The 22,568-nt window shown below is 53.1% G+C and carries 19 protein-coding genes; 9 read left to right on the top strand and 10 right to left on the bottom strand.

The genetic code is table 11. The annotated features are described in order from the left end of the window. The first annotated feature begins 17 nt into the window (after positions 1 to 17). From dctP to JYB63_RS06325, 4 genes are all read left to right on the top strand, one after another. Positions 18 to 1,034, top strand: a complete 1,017-nt coding sequence (gene dctP, locus JYB63_RS06310) for a TRAP transporter substrate-binding protein DctP (protein WP_205656926.1) — start codon at positions 18 to 20, stop codon at positions 1,032 to 1,034. Between the two features lie 108 nt (positions 1,035 to 1,142). Continuing rightward, a complete protein-coding gene (locus JYB63_RS06315; RefSeq protein WP_205656927.1) occupies positions 1,143 to 1,766 on the top strand; it encodes a TRAP transporter small permease in 624 nt (207 codons plus the stop codon). Then, the gene (locus JYB63_RS06320; RefSeq protein WP_205656928.1) at positions 1,763 to 3,043 is read left to right on the top strand and encodes a TRAP transporter large permease; all 1,281 of its coding nucleotides are present in this window, start codon (positions 1,763 to 1,765) and stop codon (positions 3,041 to 3,043) included. The genes JYB63_RS06315 and JYB63_RS06320 overlap by 4 nt, the downstream gene beginning before the upstream one ends. A 153-nt stretch (positions 3,044 to 3,196) precedes the next feature. Further along, on the top strand, positions 3,197 to 3,550 hold the full coding sequence (locus JYB63_RS06325; RefSeq protein ID WP_205656929.1) for a HopJ type III effector protein: 354 nt from the start codon (positions 3,197 to 3,199) through the stop codon (positions 3,548 to 3,550). Positions 3,551 to 3,618: 68 nt separating this feature from the next. On the opposite strand, the gene JYB63_RS06330 is transcribed toward JYB63_RS06325, so the two are convergent. The 5 genes from JYB63_RS06330 to JYB63_RS06350 all read right to left on the bottom strand — a co-directional run bounded on the left by JYB63_RS06330 (position 3,619) and on the right by JYB63_RS06350 (position 11,073). Continuing rightward, complete coding sequence (locus JYB63_RS06330) at positions 3,619 to 4,422, bottom strand: sulfite exporter TauE/SafE family protein (RefSeq protein ID WP_243431810.1); 804 nt, start codon at positions 4,420 to 4,422, stop codon at positions 3,619 to 3,621. Positions 4,423 to 4,605: 183 nt separating this feature from the next. After that, a complete protein-coding gene (locus tag JYB63_RS06335; RefSeq protein ID WP_205656930.1) occupies positions 4,606 to 6,165 on the bottom strand; it encodes a SulP family inorganic anion transporter in 1,560 nt (519 codons plus the stop codon). A gap of 240 nt (positions 6,166 to 6,405) precedes the next feature. Then, complete coding sequence (gene dinB / locus JYB63_RS06340; RefSeq protein WP_205656931.1) at positions 6,406 to 7,491, bottom strand: DNA polymerase IV; 1,086 nt, start codon at positions 7,489 to 7,491, stop codon at positions 6,406 to 6,408. Positions 7,492 to 7,626: 135 nt separating this feature from the next. After that, the gene (locus JYB63_RS06345; protein WP_205656932.1) at positions 7,627 to 7,914 is read right to left on the bottom strand and encodes a helix-turn-helix domain-containing protein; all 288 of its coding nucleotides are present in this window, start codon (positions 7,912 to 7,914) and stop codon (positions 7,627 to 7,629) included. A 213-nt stretch (positions 7,915 to 8,127) separates the two neighbouring features. Continuing rightward, complete coding sequence (locus JYB63_RS06350; RefSeq protein ID WP_205656933.1) at positions 8,128 to 11,073, bottom strand: EAL domain-containing protein; 2,946 nt, start codon at positions 11,071 to 11,073, stop codon at positions 8,128 to 8,130. A 335-nt stretch (positions 11,074 to 11,408) separates the two neighbouring features. Here JYB63_RS06350 and olsF point away from each other — a divergent pair, with 335 nt between their 5' ends. The 3 genes from olsF (at position 11,409) to JYB63_RS23620 (ending at position 14,781) form a co-directional block, all read left to right on the top strand. Then, positions 11,409 to 13,166, top strand: coding sequence for a bifunctional ornithine lipid synthase OlsF (olsF, locus tag JYB63_RS06355; protein WP_336510855.1), 1,758 nt, complete (start codon positions 11,409 to 11,411; stop codon positions 13,164 to 13,166). Positions 13,167 to 13,353: 187 nt separating this feature from the next. Continuing rightward, positions 13,354 to 14,067: a VWA domain-containing protein gene (locus JYB63_RS06360; protein WP_205656934.1), complete on the top strand. Its 714-nt coding sequence runs from the start codon at positions 13,354 to 13,356 to the stop codon at positions 14,065 to 14,067. An 18-nt stretch (positions 14,068 to 14,085) separates the two neighbouring features. Beyond that, entirely contained in the window at positions 14,086 to 14,781 is a 696-nt protein-coding gene (locus JYB63_RS23620; protein ID WP_336510856.1) for a DnaJ domain-containing protein, read from the top strand. A gap of 3 nt (positions 14,782 to 14,784) precedes the next feature. Here the strand turns inward: JYB63_RS23620 and JYB63_RS06370 are convergent, their stop codons facing one another. Next, complete coding sequence (locus JYB63_RS06370) at positions 14,785 to 16,023, bottom strand: hypothetical protein (RefSeq protein ID WP_205656935.1); 1,239 nt, start codon at positions 16,021 to 16,023, stop codon at positions 14,785 to 14,787. 210 nt (positions 16,024 to 16,233) lie between these two features. On the opposite strand from JYB63_RS06370, the gene JYB63_RS06375 reads away from it, so the two are divergent. After that, positions 16,234 to 17,514 carry a sigma-54-dependent transcriptional regulator gene (locus JYB63_RS06375; protein ID WP_205656936.1) on the top strand — a complete coding sequence of 427 codons (1,281 nt, stop codon included), beginning with the start codon at positions 16,234 to 16,236 and terminating at the stop codon, positions 17,512 to 17,514. Positions 17,515 to 17,575: 61 nt separating this feature from the next. Here the strand turns inward: JYB63_RS06375 and ybaK are convergent, their stop codons facing one another. Together ybaK and JYB63_RS06385 are read right to left on the bottom strand one after the other, a co-directional pair. Further along, entirely contained in the window at positions 17,576 to 18,049 is a 474-nt protein-coding gene (gene ybaK / locus JYB63_RS06380; RefSeq protein ID WP_205656937.1) for a Cys-tRNA(Pro) deacylase, read from the bottom strand. A 63-nt stretch (positions 18,050 to 18,112) separates the two neighbouring features. Continuing rightward, a complete protein-coding gene (locus tag JYB63_RS06385) occupies positions 18,113 to 18,331 on the bottom strand; it encodes a DUF3820 family protein (RefSeq protein WP_205656938.1) in 219 nt (72 codons plus the stop codon). 189 nt (positions 18,332 to 18,520) lie between these two features. Here JYB63_RS06385 and JYB63_RS06390 point away from each other — a divergent pair, with 189 nt between their 5' ends. Beyond that, entirely contained in the window at positions 18,521 to 19,354 is an 834-nt protein-coding gene (locus JYB63_RS06390; protein WP_205656939.1) for an MOSC domain-containing protein, read from the top strand. Here the strand turns inward: JYB63_RS06390 and JYB63_RS06395 are convergent, their stop codons facing one another. Together JYB63_RS06395 and JYB63_RS06400 are read right to left on the bottom strand one after the other, a co-directional pair. Further along, a complete protein-coding gene (locus JYB63_RS06395) occupies positions 19,355 to 21,541 on the bottom strand; it encodes a tRNA(Met) cytidine acetyltransferase TmcA (RefSeq protein ID WP_205656940.1) in 2,187 nt (728 codons plus the stop codon). It abuts the gene before it with no gap. A 12-nt stretch (positions 21,542 to 21,553) separates the two neighbouring features. Further along, the gene (locus JYB63_RS06400) at positions 21,554 to 22,516 is read right to left on the bottom strand and encodes a GGDEF domain-containing protein (protein WP_205656941.1); all 963 of its coding nucleotides are present in this window, start codon (positions 22,514 to 22,516) and stop codon (positions 21,554 to 21,556) included. Between the last annotated feature and the right edge of the window lie 52 nt (positions 22,517 to 22,568).

The following is a 22,568-nucleotide window of genomic DNA, read 5'->3' on the forward strand; positions in this document are numbered from 1 at the left end:
GAAGCGAGGCCTGTAAGATGTTCAAGCTAAAGAAAGGGTTAAAAAATCTGGCGGTTACTGCCACTGTTGCCATGCTGCCGGTACTGTCCCAGGCAGAAGAGTGGAAGTTCGCCATTGAAGAGATTCCGGGTTCCATCATGGATGCCTACGCCCAGGAGTTTAAGCGTAAAATTGAAACCAAAACCAACGGCGACATTACTGTAAATGTTTACCCGCTGGGTTCTCTGGGTACGCCAACCGAAATGGTTGAGCAGACCGCCGACAGCGTGGTGCACTTCGCCAACGTATCCGTCGGTAACCTGGGTACCATCGTGCCTGAATCTCAGGTATTCCTGCTGCCTTATACCCTGCCTTCTGAGCCGGCAGCCATTTCCGAAATGTTGACCACCAGCAAGGTTATCTACAACGACCTGGGCGAAGACTTCGCCAGCAAAGGTCTGAAACTTCACACCATGTACTCTGAAGGCCCACAGGTCTGGACGACCAATAAAGAAGTCCGTAAGCCTGCTGATCTGGACAACTTCAAAATGCGGGTAATGGTATCCCCTATCCTGCTGAAGGCCTATGAAGATCTGGGTGCCAACCCGACGCCTCTGCCATTCGGTGAAGTATACGGTGCACTGCAGTTGAAGATCGTTGACGGCCAGATTAACCCGGTTCCAACCATCGAAGAGATGAAGTTCTACGAAGTAACCGACTACATGATCTGGGCGGGTGAACAGGAACTGGTAACAACCATCGTTTCCGGTACTGACTGGTACGAAACCCTGACGCCTGAGAAGCAGCAGCTGATCACCGAAACCATGACTGAAATGCGTGGCTTCATTGATGATGTTGTGACCCGCTTCAACCAGGAAAAACTGGAAAAAATCAAAGCAGCCAAGCCTGGTATCCAGTTTGTTAAGCTGAGTCCGGAAGAACAGGCAGTATTCCGTGAGCGCAGCAGCAATACTCACGCGGCCTTCACTGACATTGCCGGTGAACGTGGCCAGAAGCTGCTTCAGGACCTGCTTGCCGAAGTTAACGCACAATAAGCGTCCCACCCTTACCGGCCGGCTATAACACCGGTCGGTAGCACTCTCCGGGTAACAGCAGTGCCCGCTGTTATCCGGTCTCACTCTAGCTGTTCCCGGGAGCGTCTTATGTCCCAAGTTCTTGCCAGCATGCTGACACGGCTTGATATCTGGATTGGCCGTATTGAAGCCTGCATCCTCAGCATCGCCATCATCGCCATGGCAACCAACTCTATCGCTAACGTCTTCGGCCGTTACGTGTTTAACCAGAGCTTATACTTCTCCGATGAGCTGAATCAGTTCCTCATCGTGATCATCACCTTCATGGGTCTGGGCTACATTACCCGTAAAGGCAAACACATCCGGATGTCTGCCTTCTATGACATGCTCGCCCCCCGCTGGCAGAAAATATTCATGGTAGTCATTGCCCTGCTGACAGCCATTATGATGTTCGTACTGGCCTGGTATGCCTTTGAATATGTCCAGAAAATTGCCCGCCGCGGCCGGGTGACTCCGGCACTGCAGTTCCCGCTGTATCTGACCTACGTATGGGTCGCACTGGGCCTGCTGATCGGCGCCATTCAGTACCTGCTGACAGCCATTAAGAACCTCGATTTGCAGGATGAAACCGTCTACATCTCGTACACCACGGTTGATACCTACGACGATCCGGAAATTACCGATGCAATCCAGCGCTGCCAGACCAGCGGTGGTAATGATCCCCAGCCAGACACACAGGAGGCTAAATCATGACGTTAATGATGCTCGGCGTAATGCTGGTCCTGTTACTGGCAGGATTCCCAATGATGATGCCCCTGCTGTGTGCGGCAGTACTGGCATTTGCAATCTACTATCCGGACCTGAGTCTGCAACTGGTCATCCAGCAGATGATCGGTGGTGTTAAACCTTCGGCTCTGATTGCCGTCCCAATGTTTATTCTGGCGGCGGATATCATCACCCGAGGCCATTCCGCAGACCGTTTGGTGGATGTTGTGATGCGCTTTATGGGTCACATCCGGGGTGGTCTGGCGGTATCCGTCACCACCGCCTGCGCCATGTTCGGTGCGGTCTGTGGCTCCACCCAGGCAACCGTGGTTGCGATTGGTGGCGCGATGCGCCCGCGGATGCTCAAAGCCGGCTACAACGACTCGTTTTCAATCGGCCTGATCATCAACGCAGCGGACCTTGCCTACCTGATCCCGCCGTCCATCGGCATGATCATTTACGGAGTAATCTCCGGCACCTCAATCTCTGAACTGTTCATTGCCGGTCTTGGCCCGGGACTGCTGATCATCGTGCTGTTCTCCATGTACTGCATCTGGTACGCCAGACGCCACAATATTCCGGTAGAACCGAAAGCCAACTGGTCTCAGCGTTTAACTGCACTGCGCCGGGCAATGTGGCCGGCAGGTTTCCCGCTGATCGTGGTAGGTGGTATCTATGGCGGCATCTTCAGCCCGACAGAAGCAGCAGCTATCTGTGTGCTATACGCCCTGATACTGGAACTGTGCATATTCCGCTCGATCAACCTGAAGGATGTCGCCGACATCGCCCTGTCGACCGGTGCGGTGACCTCGGTGGTGTTCATTCTGATTGCTGCCGGTGCAGCCTTCTCCTGGGTGCTGTCTTATGCGCAGATTCCCCAGCAAATCATTGCCTCACTGGGCCTTGAAGGTGCCGGCGTTATCACCACCCTGATCGCCATCAACATCGCCTTCTTTGTGGGCTGTATGTTTGTGGACTCCATCGTGGTGATCCTGATTCTGGTACCGATCTTTGCACCGCTGGTAAAAGCCACCGGACTGGACCCGGTATTGGTGGGTGTCATGATCACCCTGCAGGTAGCCATCGGCGCGGCAACCCCACCGTTCGGCTGTAACATCTTTACCGCCGTTGCGGTATTCCGCCGGCCGTTTGTTGAGGTTATCCGCGGCATCCACCCGTTCCTGATCATCCTATTTGTGGTCACGGTGCTGATGATGGCCTTCCCGGAAATTGCCCTGTGGCCACGGGATCTGGCCTTCCGCTGATCTGTTGTAAATCCTTACATCCGGCAGGGCTTTTCAGGCCCCGCCGGACCTCTTCCCCTTTGGTCTTAATAAACTGAAAAATCTACAGTTTTACGCTTCTAAGCCGACAGAGTTAACCGTACAATCAGGACAAACTTTGCATAGGAGCACCCCATGGATCTGAACACCTTCATCCAGAATCTCAACAACGCAGTACAGATGGATTTTGAAGACACCATGGCTGTTATTGAACAGCACTATAACTACACCCCAACCCGTTTCATGAACGGCCTGGGCGACAATCCGGTTGTCAATGAAGCCGGTACCAATGAAGGCTCCTGTAAGATCTTTGCATTCGCCGGCCTGAACAAACTCAGCGAACAGCAAACCCTGAACTGCTTCGGCCGTTTCTACCGTGAAGATGTACTGAAAAACCCGGAAGGCACCGATCACGGCAACATCCGTAACTTCATGGAATACGGCTGGGCAGGTATTCAGTTTGAAGGTGAAGCACTGGCGGCCAAGTAAGCCCCTGTTATTCAGACACAAAAAAACCGGCTCATTGGCCGGTTTTTTATTGTCTGCACGTTAAGCCCTCAGGTAACTGACAGCAACATCCGTGCGGCCAGCACCAGCAACAGTATCGCAAAGCCTTTTTTCAGTACCGGTACCGGCAGGCTGTGAGCCAGTTTGGCACCTAACGGCGCCGTGGTGAAGCTCAGTGCGGAAATCAGCACCACCGCCGGCAGGTTCACAAAACCGAAGATCAGCCAGCCATTAATATCCACCGACCAACCGTTAATCAGATAGCCGACAGTGCCCGCCAGTGAGATGGGTAAACCGATGGCTGCCGAGGTGCCGATCGCCTGTTTTACATCGACGTTATGCCAGGTCAGATACGGCACTGTCAGGGTACCGCCGCCAATGGATACCAGCGCAGAAAACCCGCCAATGCCGGTACCGGCAGAGAACAGCCCCGCGAATCCGGGAATTGAGCGGCTTGGTTTGGGCTTCTTGTTGAGGAACATCTGGATGGAGACAAACACCAGGAAGCAGGCGAAAAATACCGCCAGAAATACACCGCTTAATGAGGCCGCCAGGAAGGTCGCCAGAAACGCCCCCAACACAATCCCCGGGGAGATATTCTTCACCACCGGCCAGATCACCCCGCCCCGGCGGTTATGGGCCCGCATACTGGAAACCGAGGTCAAAACGATAGACGCCATTGAAGTACCCAGTGCCAGATGGACCACCTGCTCCAGTGGGTAGCCCTGCCAGATAAACAGACTGGTCAGCGCCGGCACCATCAGCAGACCACCACCGATACCGAGCAGCCCCGCCAGCACACCGACCACTGAACCCAGGGCGATATAGGCAAATATAAATTCCAGTTCCAGCATCGCTATGCTCACCTCTTATCTGACAATAACCAGTTAAAACCCGGCCACTATTTCAAAACCCGGCGCTGATTGCAAAGCCAGATTAACGGGATATATCACGCCAGCACACCTTTTTCCGGATGGCGGCAACGAAGACAAAAACGCCGGCTAAAAAGCCGGCGTTTATATTTGTCAGTCGCAGAATCAGGCTAACTTGTCGTCCGCCACTTTGTACTGAGGATCTTCTGCGCGGTTGATTTCAACTGCACTGCCAGCTTTTTCCAGCAACCGGATACATTCCGGGCTGAGGTGGCGCAGGTGAATATCGATACCGCCTTTCTGGTAACGTTCCACCAGGGAATCAATAACCTCGATACCTGAGTGATCCATTACCCGGCAGTTTTTAAAGTCGATAATGACTTCCTGCGGATCGTAACGCGGAGTGAACTGATCACGGAAATTCTGTACAGAGCTGAAGAATAACGGGCCGTTTGGCTCATAAATTTTCAGGTAACCGTTGTTTTCCAGACTGGTTTCCACGCGCATATTTTTCGCATGGTTCCAGGCAAATACCAGCGCAGACACAATCACACCGACAATAACCGCAATCGCCAGATCCGTCAGTACCGTAACTACCGTCACCGTGATTACCACGAAAATATCAGCCCGTGGAATCTTGTTGATCAGGCGCAAACTGGCCCATTCAAAGGTACCGATTACCACGATAAACATCACGCCAACCAGCGCCGCAACCGGGATAATTTCGATCCAGCTGGAGCCGATCAGGATGAACGTCAACAGGAACAGCGCGGCAGAAATACCTGAAGCACGGCCGGTACCACCGGAGCTGATGTTGATCATACTCTGGCCGATCATGGCGCAACCACCCATACCGCCAAAGAAGCCGGTCGCCACGTTGGCAACGCCCTGGCCGACACATTCTTTGTTACCACGGCCACGGGTTTCTGTGATTTCGTCAATCAGCGTCAACGTCAGCAGTGATTCAATCAGACCGATAGCCGCCAGAATCAGAGCGTAAGGCACGATAATACGCAAGGTCTCAAAGGTGATTGGCACCATCGGAATATGGAACTGTGGCAGGCCACCGGCGATAGACGCCATTGGATCGCCAGTCATGTCAGCCAGTACGTCCTGTACGGTACGGGCATCCAGATCCAGACCAATTACCAGTGCGGTCACGGTGATAATCGCCACCAGTGTGGACGGCAATGCCTTAGTCAGCTTCGGCAGGAAGTGGATGATCGCCATGGTCAGGGCAATCAGCCCCAGCATCATCATCATCTGGTCACCCTGCAGCCAGACCAGATTGCCGTCATCATCCAGCATCTGGAACTGTTTCATCTGCGCCAGGAAGATCACTATCGCCAGACCATTCACGAAACCGAGCATCACCGGATAAGGCACCATGCGGATAAATTTACCCAGCCGGAATACCCCAGCGAGTATCTGGAATATCCCCATCAGCACCACGGTGGCAAACAGATATTCCACCCCGTGCATGGCTACCAGGCTGACCATCACAACCGCCAGTGCCCCTGTGGCACCGGAAATCATGCCCGGACGGCCACCAATCGTGGCAGTAATCAGACCAACCATGAAGGCAGCATATAAGCCAACCAACGGTTCTACGCCTGCCACGAAGGCAAAGGCGACTGCTTCCGGCACCAGGGCCAGAGCAACAGTAAGGCCGGAAAGAACATCAGCTTTCAGGCTCTGTGAACGCTTAACTAACAATTGCAGCATAGAATTTATGTGCTCCGGGAAAATTAATTACATCTGTAGCGACAGCGAACCGGCTAAACCGGGCTGTTCGGGTACAAATGACGCAAGAAAGGCGCAGGATTATATAACATCGCGACACCGCAAGGACAGCGCCAATTGAAATTAGCCAAAGGATTTAAGCATGAAAATATGACAACCATTATTCACTGGTGTCATATGCTTGCACGTCATTGCCCTGCCAGGTTGCAAAGCCCTGCCTGTTCAGTCAAACAGGCTGAGCTGTACCCCCTGCCGGGGCTTATGTTCCACCAGCCGGTACCCCAGACCGATCAGCCGAACCGGACGTTCTCCCCGTAGCCAGGCCTGTTCACATAAATGCCGGTAAAGTGCGAGATTGGGTGTCGGTGTCGCTTGCTCAACGGTGGTTTGCGAAAAGTCATGAAATTTCAGCTTCACAACTGCCCCGCTAATATCCCGTTTATCTTTGTGTTTATGATAACGGCGCTGCAATTCCTGCATCAGCACCGGTAACTGCTGTAAACAGGCATTCAGGTCCTGCAGATCCTGCGGATAGGTATGCTCAACACTCACCGACTTACGTTCACGAGATACCTTCACCGGCCGCTCATCGATTCCCCGGGAGAGCTCGTATAACCGTTTGCCGAAACGGCCGAAACGATCCACCAGCTGCGCCAGGGAAAACTGCTTTAGCTGGCCACAGGTCTCAATGCCCATCTCATGAAGTTTTGCCGCGGTTACCTTACCCACACCGAAGATCTTGGCCACCGGCAGGGTTTCAATAAACGTCTCCATCTCATGGGGCGGCACCACAAACAGGCCATCCGGTTTACGCCAGTCACTGGCGATCTTAGCCAGAAACTTATTCCCCGCCACCCCGGCAGAAATAGTGATGCCTACTTCCGCGAATACCCGGGCACGGATTTCTTCAGCAATGCGGGTGGCACTGCCGCCACAATGGGCTGATCCGGTCACATCCAGAAAGGCTTCATCCAGAGACAGGGGTTCAATCAGGTCGGTGTAATCCTGATAAATGGCCATAATCTGCTGGGATGCCTGACGGTATTTTTCCATATTACCAGGCAGCAAATGCAAATGTGGGCACTTCATCAGCGCCTTGGCAGTCGACATCGCCGAATGGATGCCGAACTCACGGGCCGGATAATTACAGGTGGAGATAACGCCTCTGCGGTCTGACGAACCACCAATGGCAATGGGTATATCTCTCAGGGAAGGATCATCGCGCATTTCAACAGCGGCAAAAAAACAGTCGCAGTCACAGTGGATGATTTTTCGTTGCGGGCCTGATGTCCCTTGTTCGTCAGACATAAATTACGTTACACAATCAGAACTGATGGGCTAAGTGTAATGCAACTTACTGTATAAAAAAACAGTGCAGAGCGTTTTAGCTGTGCACTGTTTTCATCGGGATTTTATCTGAGTCTTGAGCGGTTCTAAAACCCTTTACTGACGCCGTAAAGAAGACTCCAGCGACTTCAGGTGATTACCCACCCAGGACGGATCGAACGGGCCCCAGTTATCAATCACATAATAGCCATCGTTATTTCTGCGGCCATCCTGTTTGAAGTGAATTTTAATGCCCAGCCCCGGAATCGCCTTAATGACATCCTGAATGGTACGGCGCGGCCAGCCGGTTTCCTGCATCAGCGCAGGTACACTGGGGCGTTCAATGGTATTAACAAGGTGAGAAATGACTAAACGACGAGCAAAAGCGGAATTAAATTTTTTCATGATGAGTTCTACATCCCTTTAGAAATCCTGGTATTTCACTGCGTATGCAGTACCAACAGCGTTTATCCCTTTAGCCTTTCTGTCAGAAAGACCGTTACGCTTAGACTTAAGGATAATAATTTTGCAGCACGAATGCTAGTTGCCCCAGAAAAATTCCGGCAAAGATCCATCAAATGAATAACAGGATGGCCAGAGAGGCAGATAAACGGGCTACTAAGCAGGCTGTACACTTTCAGATGAGTGAACCAAATGCATGAAATGATCCTGGCTGACCGGTTTGCTGTACAGGAAGCCCTGCATTCTGTCACAGCCAAGCTGCTGCAGAAGCTCCGCCTGTTCAGGAGTCTCAACCCCTTCTGCCACGGTGGTTAATCCCATCCCCTGCGCCAGGGCAATAACCGAGCGGATCAGCGCCGCATCGGCTGAATCGGTCAGTGAAGCTGCGACAAAAGACTTGTCGATTTTCAGGGTATTGAAGGAATAGCGGCGTAAATAGCTGATCGACGCAAAACCGGTGCCGAAATCATCAATGGATAAACGGATACCTGCCCCGGTAATCTTCTGTATCTGCTCATCCACTTCAGACCAGCGGTTCAGCAACAAGCCCTCGGTAATTTCCAGCTCAAGGACCTGCGGCGATAACTGATGCTGTTCCAGTAACGCCAGTAACCAGTCAGCGAAACCGTTCTTCTGGAACTGCTTGGGAGACACATTGATACACATACGGAAGTCATCCGGTAGTGAACTGCGCCAGAGCAGATACTGCTCCAGTGCCCGCTCAATCACCCATTCACCCAGCTCATTGATCAGGCCCAGGTCTTCCGCCAGCGGAATAAAATCATCCGGACTGACATTCGACAGCACCGGGCTGTGCCAGCGAAGCAGTACCTCACAGGCAACCACTTCATTGCGCCGGCTGCAGGTAATTGGCTGAAAATGCAGGCTCATTTCTTCAAATTCCAGCGCCCGCTGTAGATGTGTCTCCATCAACATCTGCTGTTGGGCATGCTGATTCATTTCCGGCGTAAAGAAGTGGTAATCGTTGCGGCCTCTGGACTTGGCAATATACATAGCCGCGTCGGCGTTACGCAGCAGGGTTTCTGCGTTGTCGCCATCCTGCGGATACACAGCCCCCCCCAGGGATGCCGTCACAAACAACTCGTGCTCTTCAATGTACACCGGCGCATTAAAAGCCCGGAGTACTTTTTCAATGATCCGCTCTGCCACCGCAATGTCTTCAATATCATCCATGATCAGCAAGAACTCATCGCCACCAAAACGGGCGATGATATCTTCGCTGCGAACCGCTTCCTTCAGAAGTTCAGCCACGCTGCCCAGGAAACGGTCACCGGTACTGTGACCAAAGCTGTCATTAATGCGTTTAAAGTGGTCCAGATCGATAAATATAACCAGCACATGGGTGCCACGTTTTTTCGCCAGCCGGATACTGTTAGTGAGGCGCTGCATGGCAACCATCCGGTTCGGCAGCCCGGTGACAGCATCATATTTGGCCTGAAACGCCAGTTGCTGTTCCTGCTGCTTATGCCGGGTGATATCTTCCATAATGCAGACATAGTGGGTGATCTGCTGATCATCGCCGGTAATCGGTGCAATGCTGGTCAGTGCCCAGAATTCTTCCTTATTGGCCCGGTGATTGAGTAACTCCCCACGCCACGGCAGTCCCTGATGCAGGTTCTCCCATAAGCCTTCATAAATATGCTCCGGCATTTTGCCGGATTTCAGAATCCGTGGTGTTTCTCCGATGGCCACCTTGCTCTTATAACCGGTGCTGGCTTCAAACGCCGGATTCACATATTCGATCACCCCCTGCTGGTTGGTAATCAGAATGGCAGACGGGCTCTGTTCAACCACCGTCGACAGCTGGCGTAACTTCAGTTCCCGGCGGTTACGGCTGGTAATATCCGAAATGAATCCGACAAAGCCACGGGTCTTGCCCTGCTCATTCAGCCGGTAGTTAATATTGACCTGAATATCAATGATGCTGTCGTCTTGGCGGATACCTTTACGGCTGTAGGTATCCAGGTGAGGAAACTCATCTACCATCCGGCCCAGTTTGCGGCTGTAGTACTCCCGTTCTTCTGACAGCATGGTTTCACTGATCGGCCTGCCCACCATCTGATCCGGCGGATAAGCAAATATCTGGTGCGCCTTCGGGTTGGCAAATATCACTTCACCTTCAAGGTTGATCTCAATAATGCCGTAGGGAGAAGCGTCCACCAGTGCCCGGAAACGCATTTCGTTATCAATGACCTGATTCTGACTGTTAATCAGCTCAGTCATGTCCTGAACAATCCCTCTGATCAGGGTCACTTCCTTGAAAGGATCTGCCACCGGCTCTGCCTGAATATGCAGCCAGCGGGTTGAACCGGTGGGATGTTTCAGCCGTACCAGACAGGTATCCACCAGCTTACGGGTCAGTACTTTTTCCGTCAGGCCCTGCAGCTGTTCGCGGTCTTCAGTAAACAGCTTTTCCAGTACATCACTCAAAAAAGCGCTGCGCTGGGAGTGCAGCCCGAACAGGCTTCGGGCCTGTGCAGAACAGTTTAACTGGCGGCTCTGAACATCCAGTGTCCAGCTACCGAGGCTGGCAAGGCTCTGAATACGCTGTAACTGATCATTGCTGTCACGCAGGCGTCTGGAAAGGCCCAGGCGGGTAAGCTCAGACTCTGCCCGGTTGATAAGCACCGGTAATAAACGTATCAGCCCGGACGGCACTTTAAGCCGCCCGCGGGATGCAACCAGAAGATTCCCCATCGGCTGGTCTTCATGGTCACAAAGAGGAATGCCAAGATAACCGTCCATTTCCAGCCGGTTGAGCATATCTGCCTGGGGATAGCGCATCATGGCACCATCCGGGATATAAAGGATTTTTCGCCCTTTCAGGTCAAAACAGGGGGTATTTTCAAGACGATAGTAGATATTCGCGGCAGGCACGCCGTCCAGACTCAGAGCAAGGCTGGTAGCGTTATTCGGGTTTTCGTGATCCAGCAGAGACACCATCGCCAGATCCGCACCCAGTATTTTTGCCAACCCGTTAACCAGCCCCTGAAAAAAGGCTTCGTCATACAGGTTCGCCACTCCATCGATCAACTGCTGAAATAACCGTGAAGCATCCGTATCAATAAGATCAGAGGTCACAATAAGTCCTTTTCGGAGTGTCCTTTACATCCGGATAACTATTCCACTAAAACCGGCAGACACTCTTAGTCTGGATGCTGGCGTCTGATTCAGCCGGATCCCCGGCAATACAAGCAATACCCAATGAATGAAGATGACGTCCGACGCACTGCATCAATTAATTTGAAACTATAGGCAAGACAGGCAATTGTAAAGCCCCTGTTCACCTAAGTAGGTACTGTACCCCCTGAAATTCCGGGGGTTTTAACCGGAATGTCATTAATCAGCAAGGGAACTGTCACCAAACACTCATAAATTGTTTGCCACTTCCCCGGGCAGATTAAGGTTCAGATTCCGTGATCAATGTTGAACAGATAATCCAGGATAAATACCCCGCTTTCATGACAAAACCGGCACCGCTGCGTGGGCCTGCCTTATATTTTCTGCGCCGTCTGTTCCATGAGTCAGAAGTTAACAGTTTTCTGGAACAGCACAGCCACTGTGAAGGCTTTGAGTTTATTGACCGGGTACTGGATTACTTCAGTTTCAGCTATAGCCTGAGTAACACAGACCGCCTGAATATCCCTTCCAGCGGCCGGGTGGTTATTATCGCCAACCACCCGCTGGGCGCTTTAGATGGCCTGGCACTGATAAAACTGGTCGGCGAAGTAAGGCGGGATGTAAAAATCATCGCCAACGACATGCTGGCAAGCTTTGCACCGCTGTCACCGGTCTTACTCCCGGTCGATAACATCAGCAAAGCCACCCGCAAGCAGGACATCGCCAATATCAGTGAAGCACTGCGTAATGAAGAAGCGGTCATTGTGTTTCCCGCCGGCGAGGTTTCCCGGGCGGGATTCACTGGTATTAAAGACAGCAAATGGAACAGTGGTTTTTTACGCTTTGCCCGACAAACCAACAGCCCGGTACTGCCGGTATATATCGGCGGGAAAAACTCACCACTGTTTTACGGGTTATCCATGTTAAACCGGAGCATGTCTTCGGTGCTGCTCCCCCATGAAATGTTTAACAAACACGCTGCCGTACTGCCGATTAAAATTGGCGAACCGGTTGCTTACGGCCAGATTGAAAAGCTGCCCCTGAATAACCGGGAAAGGGTAAAGCTGATCAGGCGCCACCTCTACCGCCTGGCCAAAGGTAAAAAGCCTTTATTCATCACGGAAAAAACCATCAGCCATCCGCAGGACCGGCAAGCCCTGAAACAGGAACTGCGCAGCAGTGAGTTGCTGGGCGAAACCGCTGACAACAAAAAAATCTACCTGTTTGACTACCGTGCAGACTCCGCTGTCATCGCCGAAATCGGACGACTACGGGAAATAGCATTTCGCCGGGTTGGCGAAGGTACCGGAGAACGGACGGACCTTGATCACTATGACCCCCACTACCGCCACCTGATACTCTGGGACGATGAAAATCTGGAAATCGCAGGTGCATACCGGCTGGCCGAAGTCTGGCGGCAGCAGCCCGATAACAGCCAGCAACATCTCTACAGTGCCAGCCTGTTCAGCTACTCGGACAACATGCAGCCTTACTTTCAGCAGGGTATCGAACTCGGCCGCAGCTTTGTTCAACCGAAATACTGGGGTAAACGCAGTCTGGATTATCTCTGGTATGGCATTGGCGCCTACCTGAAACGTCACCCACAGGTGCGTTATATGTTCGGCCCTGTCAGCCTGAGCAATGTCTACCCTAAAGCCGCCAAAGACCTGCTGGTCGGATTTTACCGGCACTACTTCCCGGACCCGGAAAACCTTGCCGCTTCCCATAACTCTTACCATCCGGATGCTGCCACAGAGGAACAAATGCAGTCTCTGTTCAGTGGTGATAACTACAAAGACGATTTCAAAGAACTCAAACACCAGATGGATTTCTGGAACCTTACCGTCCCGACACTCTATAAGCAGTATGCCGATGTCTGCCATGAAGGCGGGGTTCGCTTTCTGGATTTTGGCGTCGACGCTGACTTCAACAACTGCATCGACGGCCTGGTGCTGGTCGATATGCACTATCTGAAAGACAAAAAGCGCCAGCGTTATATTGGTGATTCCGCCAGCAGTAACCAGCCACAGATCTCAGAACTCCGCATCACCTGATCCATACCGCACACCGGGGAACCCATGCCCCGGGTTTGCACTGCCCTGAATCACTCAATACCCTGTTCGGTGATGAAAGCCTGCCCGACGAAAAGAAATCCGGGGAAACTTCTTTTCATCCCACCGTTCTATACTTGAGAGAGGCCTGCAGGAAACCCGCCTGCACCGACAATCACGGAGCCAGCGCATGTCAGACAAGTCATCTTTGCCACAGAGAACCTCCAGCAATCAGGAAATTGAAGCCTTTCTGGAACAGGTGCAGAAAAGTCCGGCAGTCATCAATACCGGCGGTCAGGGACGGCTGATATTTTCACTGGATGCTACCGCCAGCCGGGAACGCACCTGGGACCAGGCTTGCCAGATCCAGAATCAGATGTTTCTGGAATGTCAGTCACTGGGGGGGATCTCAATACAACTTTGCCACTATGCCGGCTTCGATCACTTCGCCGCGTCCGAATGGATGAACAGCCCGGATGCCCTGCTCAGCCAGATGCGTAACGTACACTGTATCGGCGGCCATACCCAGATCGCCCGCCTTCTGCAGCATGTCCTGCGGGAAGTACGCCAGCAACCGGTACAGGCACTGGTATTTGTCGGCGACTGTGTCGAAGAACCGGTGGATTTTCTCTGCCAACTGGCCGGACAGGTCGGATTATTAGGGACGCCGATTTTTATTTTTCACGAAGGCCGTGATATAACCGCTGCCCAGGCGTTCCGTCAGATGGCCAAAGTATCTAACGGCGCCTACTGCCGTTTTGACAGCAGCAGTGTTGCCCAGCTGCGGGCACTGTTGAGTGCGGTGGCGGTTTATGCTGCCGGCGGTCGTCAGGCACTGGAACATTTTGCTGACCAGGCCGGCGGCGAAGTAAAACGTCTCAGTCAGCAACTGGGCCATAAATAATTAACCCGGGAATCTGCCGTGAATCCAGTCTACTTTTTTATTTTCAGCGCGTTATTTGCCGTGTGGTTTATCTGGACCCGCCGGCAATCCCCGCAACAGCGCCGTCAGACCAACATAAAGTTACTGATCTTCATTCTCGGCATCCTGATTTTTTATCTGATTCTGGCCGGTAAACTGCACTGGTTGGGGGCTGCTGTTGCCGTTGCCCTGCCGTTTGTCCGCCGACTGTGGCCTTTCCTGCCATTTATCGGCCGCTTTCTGCAGAACAGACGTAACCGTCAGGGGGGTAACACCTCAGCGGTCGACACCCCAATCCTGCATATGGAACTGGATCACGACAGTGGCATTATGTATGGCACCGTGCTGGAAGGCCCGCTGAAAGACCGCCAACTGGGCGATATGACCGAACAGGAATTTCTGCAGTTACTGAGTTATTGCCGCCAGCATGATCAGCAGTCAGCCCGCCTGCTGGAAACCTATCTGGATAAGCGCTTCGGTGACCGCTGGCGGGACGACGATCAACCCACCGGAGATGCCCCTCTGAGCGAAGTCGATGAGGCTTATCAGATTCTGGGGCTGGAGAAAGGTGCCAGCGAACAGGAAATCATTGAAGCCCACCGCCGGCTGATGCAGAAAATGCACCCCGACCGGGGCGGCAGTGATTATCTGGCCGCTAAAATTAATCAGGCAAAAGACTTGCTGATGAAACGCTAGCGGTTATTCCAGTTCGAGCAGCTCAATTTCCTGAACGGGCTGCTCATTTGCCTGTACCTTCACAGCATCAAAACTGAAGGTCCGTACTTCCTGACTGTACTGATTTTTCTGCTCTGCTGTATCCGCTTCCGATAATACCTGCGGCTCTGCTGTTTCACGGGGTTGAGCCTCCGGCTGGTTACGCCACACCAGCGGGCTTTGCATCCAGCGCTGGAAACGTGCCCCTTCCGGTAACTCACCCAGCCGGCCGCCCTGCAACTGATACATGGCCCTGTTGAGCCGTTTAAAAATTAACAAAAACGCCTTGCCGGACACATCCGACATGGTTAACACCAGCTTCTGGGATTCAAGCAACTGCCAGGTTCCCCGCTCAGTGACCGCATGATTCTGCTGCCGGCGGACCAGGCTGACCCGGCCATCTTTATGCAATTTTAATAACGCTTCGGTATTACCGGTACGGAATTTATAAAAACCGCTGACCATATCCTCAGTGGCTTCCCCCTGCCGGGCACAACCAATGTATTCATTGCCATACAGCAGCATACTGGCGCGGAAATTCAGCAAGGTGCCATTTTCCGGATCAATACACCGGCCGGGTTTCAGGGCTATTTTAAACTCCGGAATCCCTTTGGCAGAGACCACACTGGCAAAGGTCTGCTCCCTGCTCAGTGCGCCATTACTGCGGCCACCGGCAGAAACCCCTTCTGTGCTGGTGCCTTCAGGCGCCTGTCTGCTCACCGGGAAACTGTAACTGCCCAGCGGCTCAACACTCTGTACCCGGACACCATTTTCCTGAATGTCAGCCACCCAGTAAGGCGATGTGCTGGCTGCCCGGAAGCTGACATTAGATAAATCGAAGAAACAAGTGCTTTCAGTACCGCCCGCCACCTGTAACTCAGATACCCTTACACGGTTCTGAGCATCAGCCTGAGCAGCAATAAATTCCATGTACACCGGTAATCCGCCAGCGCCTAACTGGCGATAAAACCGCTGTACACTGCCATCAGCAGTATCATCAATCAGCGGCCACCAGCCGGTATCAAAACAGGGCTGGAAACGTAACTGATCATCTTTTAACTGCACGACACCACGTAATTCAAGGGCCTGATCTGACGTCAGGGCAGCCGGTTTACATCCCACCAACAGAAACAGCAGGCACAGTGTTTCAAACAGCCGCCAGCGACCGGCAACCGCGAAACGTTTGTCATATGATACCCTTGCTGCGCTGCTGGAATGACGCACAGAAACTCCTTTCCATCTCTGTCTAAGATTTAAAAACACTAAAAAATACAGCATCTTAACAACCAACCGACACATCCTCTAGCGGGCAGCTTTCTTTCTTCAGATAAAGATAAAAAAAGCCGGAATATCACCCTTAAACCGCATCTGTATATTGATGCCGTAAACGGATCGGTTACAATGATTATAGGTCGTTCAGGAAAAATCCCCATTATGCAGATGCAACATCGTATCCTGTTACTGGCAGATACACCGCAAACTATCCGCCGCTGGCACCTGTGTCTCAGCGCTCAGGGATATGCCGTCAGTCATATAAACGATATCCAAAAACTGGATACTCAGGACAGGTTTGATCAGTTACTGGTTGACGTTTCGACCCCGCTTTCAGGGGAATTACTCAACATGATTCCCGTCCGTAAAACCATTCTGCTGGGGCACGTGCCTGAACCGGATGCCAGCAGGCTGCTGATTCTGGAAAAAACCTCACCGGAAGCCGAAGTACTGGCACTTATCCGTGAACAGCTTCACGGAACGCCGCTAACAGAACCGGCACTGCTTAATACGAACATTGGCCCGGTACTCAGCCCGGCCATGCAGGCAACACTGCAGCAAACCCAACGCATTGCTGCTGCCAGCAACCATGTAACAATTACCGGCGCTGCCGGCAGCGGCAAAACCAGCATTGCCAGAACCCTGCACGCTGCCAGCAAGCACGCCGATCAACAACTCACCGAACTGAACTGTGCCCAGTTATCCGGCAGCCTGATTGGTAAAACCCTGTTTGGCGACCCGGAACTGAACGTTCCTTCAGCCGTGGAACAAACCGGTACAACCCTGCTACTGCAGCATATTGAACAACTGGACTTCCGTTTACAGATCCAGCTGAGCGTCTGCCTGGAACAGAATGAATCCCCGGCCCGTATCATTGCCACCACCTGCTGTGATCCTGATACGCTGTTTACCGACGGGCAACTGGCCTCTGATCTCTATTACCAGATCAGTGATATTTGCCTGCAAGTGCCGGATCTGAAATCCCGCAGTGAAGATATTCCCCGCCTGGCAGAGTATTTTCTGAGCAGCGAAGACAGCCAGCCAACCCTGAGCAACAGTGCAAAACAGTTACTGTTACACGAACCCTGGACCGGCAATGTGGCCCAGCTGAAACGCTGCATGGAAAACCTGCTTCAGGAACAGGCAGACGGACAGCCTGACAGAACCATCCAGGCCGGTGACATTCTGGCGGTACTGGAGGATATTGCCCCACAGATTCCTTCGTTCAGCCAGGCACGGGCAGAATTTGAACGTAATTATCTGATCCGCATGCTGACATTTACCTCAGGCAAGGTCAGCAAAGCAGCCAGACTGGCCCAGCGTAACCGGACGGATTTTTATAAATTACTGGCAAAACATGAATTGAATGCGGCTGATTTCAAAGAGTCAGCAGCTCCGAAATCAGCAGCCCCCACCAAAACCAAACTGTCGAAAACCGCCTGAACTAACACAGGCTTTCTGCACCATAACCATTTGAGCCCTGCCGGCATCACCGGCAGTGTGCTTAACCCGTCAGGTCAGCAAACTGCCCTCTGGTCAGTAACAACAGATCGCTGGCCGCTAACTCGATTTCCAACCCCCGCTTACCGGCACTGACAAATACCGCCGGCCAGTTTTCAGCCGTTTTATCCAGCAGAGTTGGCAGGGATTTTTTCTGCCCCAGCGGGCTGATGCCTCCCAGCAGATAACCGGAACTGCGCTGAGCAGCCTGCGGGTCAGCCATGGCAATCTTTTTCACCTTAAAGGCTTTTGCTGCCGCCTTCAGATTCAGCTGACCGGCAACCGGTACAATGGCTACCCCCAGCTGTTTGTTATCGCCATTAAGCGCCACCATCAGGGTTTTATACACCTGAGCAGGATCGATCTGCAGCGCCGCTGCGGCCTCCTCGCCATAGGATGCACACCCAGGATCATGGGTATAACTGTGAACCTTGTGAGCAACACCACGTTTTTCTGCCAGAGTAATTGCCGGAGTCATACAATGCCTTACTGTCTGATCACTTAATTTAACCGGCGTGTTTTCCCTGCCGGAAATTACAATTTAACGTTGCCGTAACGGTTCCAGGATATCCTCCAGGCCGTTCAGCTTTATTTCGTATAACAACTGCAACAACATACCGATTTCACCGGCGGGAAAGCCCTTACCGGAAAACCAGACCAGATAAGGTTCCGGCAAATCCATCAGCACCCGCCCCTGATATTTGCCAAACGGCATCTTCATGGTGGCAAGTTTTTCGATATGTTTAGTGGTTAAATCCATAGGAGGTTCCGGTCCGGTAAGACAATCAAAATCAAACCCAGACTTTAACCGATAACAGCCTGCTTTAAATAGAAAATTTTGCTGATTTACCCTGTGGTAATCGCTACACTCAAAACAAGCTTATGTGGCTGAAGAACGTTCACCGCTTACTCTCAGCCAGCTAATTACACCGATTCACCGAGGCAATAAATGACCTGTACGCTCAGCCAGTTACACGTATACCCAATCAAGTCCACCACCGGCATCAGCCTGAACCGCAGCCATGTATCCCCCCGGGGTCTCAGCTTTGACCGTGACTTCATCCTGCGGGATTTAAAGGGCCGCTTTATTACTGCACGAACTCATCCTAAGCTGGTCCTGGTTGAAGCCAGCCTGACTCCCGGCGGCCTGCTGCTGAGCGCACCAGGCATGCCGAATCTGGAAGTCAGCTATGCCGCTTTCAGTAACCAGTATCTGGATGTCAAAGTATGGGGCAGTGAAATCAGCGCGCAGCATTGTCAGGCCAGTGCCGACCAGTGGTTCAGCACTTATCTGGAAACTGACTGCCAGCTCGTCTACTTCGGCGAGCAATCCAGCCGGGAAGTCAGCGGTCATGAAGGCCAGCCGGTCAGCTTTGCCGACGGCTATCCGTTACTGCTGATCTCTCAGGGCTCCCTAAATGACCTGAATTCAAAATGCCCGGCCCCCATCAGTTTTGCCCACATGCGGCCCAACATTGTGGTCAGCAGCATCGCACCTTTCGCCGAAGACAGCTGGTCGCAAATCCGGATCGGAGAAGTCGAGTTTGATGTGGTGGAAGCCTGCAGCCGTTGCGTATTTACCACAGTTGATCCGAAAACCGGCATCCGTAATGAATTCAAAGAACCGTTAAAGACCCTGAAGCAATATCGCCGGGACGAAAAAGGTGAAGTCTTCTTCGGTCAGAACCTGATTCCGCGCAATCAGGGGGTTATCCGGGTGGGTGATACGGTGGAAATACTCGGCGGCAAATCACCGGTATCCCTGTTACCGGCAGACATCTGATTACTCAGCGCAATCATCCAGAAGTAACCCAACGACGTCACGCAACTGTTTCAGCAGGTTGCGTGGCGATACCGTTTTCGCCGCCCCCTGCTGGCTCTTTTCCCAGCCATTATTCTGCAACACTTTACTGATTAACAACTGCTGCTGGTTAGCATTCAGCCCTGCCAGCTTGCCTTCCAGCCCGCAGCGATACAGCCATGGCCGCAGGGTAAACTGACAGCTTTCGTATTGCCGGTGTGCGCCAGCAAAGGATCGCAACTCAGCCATTTCGGCCACGTCCAGCACATCATGCTCTTCACTGGTAGCTGCGCCATCACCAACAGCCAGGTCGGCAAAAATATCCACCACCAGACGGGTATCCATCGCTTGCAAATAACTGCTCAGCAGATGGCTAAACTGACGGCTCAGACGATTGCGTGCCTCCTGTAAAAACCTTTCACCGGCAACGCTGCACGCCTTAAGCATGATGACCCCATGGGTTGCCCCCACACTGTCCCGGGTCAGGCCGATACGGGCCAGCCGGTAATCATTATGCCGCCAGAAGCTCAGCAACTCAGGGGTCAGACCGAAACCAGTTCCCAGCCAGTCCAGATTACTGTTACCGGCATACTGCTCCAGTTGCGCCAGCATGCGTTCTGCAACCCTGTGCCGTTGCAGCTCCGGCCGCACGGCAATGCGCATAACCCGCAAGCCTTTCACCCGTCCTGCTCCGGCAATCGCCTCCTGCGCAAGTAAGGTCTGAGGAATAAGATGACCTTTTGGCCGCCGGGTACCGGCATACACCGCCGCGGCCAGGTCATCATCCAGCGGCCCTTCTTCAGCCACCAGCATGGTGCCCAGCAACTCATTACCGGCAACCGAGAACGCCCCCCAGACCCGCAAGTTCGGGCTGTCGAGCAGAATGCGTAAATCCCCCGGCGTAGTTCGGTAATGGGCCAGTACCAGTAAACCGAACACATCATTGAGCAGCACTTCATCTGCCACCAGTGCATCCCGATCCAGCAGACGAATCTCTGTTTCCACCGTTAGCGTACGGGGTTCGCCTTGCAGCGGTGCCGGCTCAGCAGCCAGCATCAGCGCCTTAAAGGTAAAGGCTTCCAGCGGATCCCCCGCCGCCCAGCGCACCGGCGTATTCAGACGCAGATCATGCCAGCCCGGGCGCTGGCGGTTCAGTAAGCCTTTAAATCGTACCGCAAACCCCTGCCCGGTCCCTTCATAGCCATGAATAGTTGAGGCAAATACACAACGGGAATAACCGGCCAGCAAGCGCGCAAGCACCGGCACCGGAATTGCTGCAGCCTCATCCACCAGCAGTACATCCGTTTCTGGCATGACTTCCAGCATACGGTCTGGCTGATAAAAACGGACTGAGGCTTCACCCAGGCACACCGCACCCGGTTCAGCGGTACATCCGGCCAGGTTTTCAGCAACCGCACTGAACAGCGCTTCAACGGCAGATAAGGCCGGCGCCACAACAGTGATTTTCGTAATGCCCTGCTTAATGAGCGCAGCTGACAGCAAACCAAGACTGGCGGACTTTCCCCGCCCCCGGTCAGCGGTTACCACCTGCACCGCCGGACGTTTTGATAAGCACTGCGTTGTCAGGTGCTCAACCAGTTGTTGCTGCTCCAGACTGCGGTAAGGTGCTTGATATACCTCACCAGCTTCCGGCAGTGACAAATCAGGTATAACCGGCAGCGGCTGTCCCTGGCGGATCAGATACAGGGAGTCATCCCCGGAAATAACATCAACGAGGCGGCGGATAAAGCGCCGGCCAACATCATCAGCGCTATAGGGCTCCACCGCTATATGCTGCAGCTCAGGATCATTAAAGCCGGGCCACTCATCCAGCGGAGGCACCAGCAGAAACATCAGCCCCCCGGCGACCAGTACACCACTGACCTGACCAAAGGCATTTGGATTAAAGCCCGCCAAGGCATCAACCACCAGACGCTGGCGCTCCTGCCCCAGACAACTGCCGGCCTGCTTCGGGCTGATACGTTCTGCGCCGTCCGGTATATCCAATGGAGACTTCTCAGTGCCCAGCCACAAACAGTCATCCGACTTGTCAAGCGCGCTGATCTGCTGATTCAGCCAGTCAGGCTCTCCGCTGATGACCAGCAGGGCCCGCTGCCGCCGTGCGCCGGCACAGGCGGACAGCTGCTGCAGATAATCACGGGATAACATGGGAAAGAAAAATCAGTCTGAATAGGTCACTGGGACTTCCAGCGACTGTTCGGTATTGAAGCTCACCTGATTGCCGCCGTTGTTCTGCGCCTGTTGCAACAGGTCTTCAGTTAACTGCTGAATATGCGCAGCACTAAGCTGTGCCGAAGGTTGCATGGTACTGACCCCCAGGCTCAGCAGCATTGGCTGCCCGCCGAGAACAATCTCAGTGGCCTGCTGTCGTAAACGTTCCGCCAGTTGCGGCGACTGTTCATTAGTGGCCGGCAGTAACAGGGCAAAACGGTAATCACTGATCCGGGCGATCACATCGCCGGGACGAAATACTGTTTGCTGTAAATTCTTCGCCAGTAACTGTGCCATTACCGGGTGATCTTCCTCCGGTAAGTCATTCAGGTATTCACTGTCAGGTTCCAGCAAAATTAAAGACAGGGGGGTAAACTCACGCACCGCACGGCGGCATTCAATGTCCAGCAAAATTTCAAACTGGCTGGCATTTACCAGCCCGGTTACAGGATCTTTGCCACTGGCCTGTTCAATCTGCTCACGGCTCATTTCCAGCGACTGCTGATGCTCATCCACCAGCGCCTGATAACGGCGGTTACGCCGCCAGTTCATCACCAGCAAATTCACGGTAAAGAAAATCAGGATCGCCGCCAGACCGGCAATCAGTTCAGGCAAAAGGGTAAAATGGCTGTCAATCACCGGCTGAGATACGCGGTCAAAATCAGCCCGTTCCAGACCACTGGCCGCATACATCTGCCAGAGCTCATCAATACTTTTCACGCTGTCAGCAGCCTGCTGATTCACCCCGCTGACCTGCGCTTCCAGCGCCAGACGGATTCCCTGCACAGCCACCTGCTCTTCATAGGCGTGCAGTCCAAAGACTGTCCCTGCCCACACCACAGCACCGCCTGCAGCGGCCATCAGCAACTGGGAAAACCAGCCTTCACGTGGTTTTTGTTCTGTGACAGACAAAATCTTTCCTTAAAAATTACGGCTAACATCTGCCCCGGCAATGACCGGTCAG

It is taken from the genome of Aliamphritea spongicola, from assembly GCF_017051665.1.
Taxonomy (GTDB): Bacteria; Pseudomonadota; Gammaproteobacteria; order Pseudomonadales; family Balneatricaceae; genus Amphritea; species Amphritea spongicola.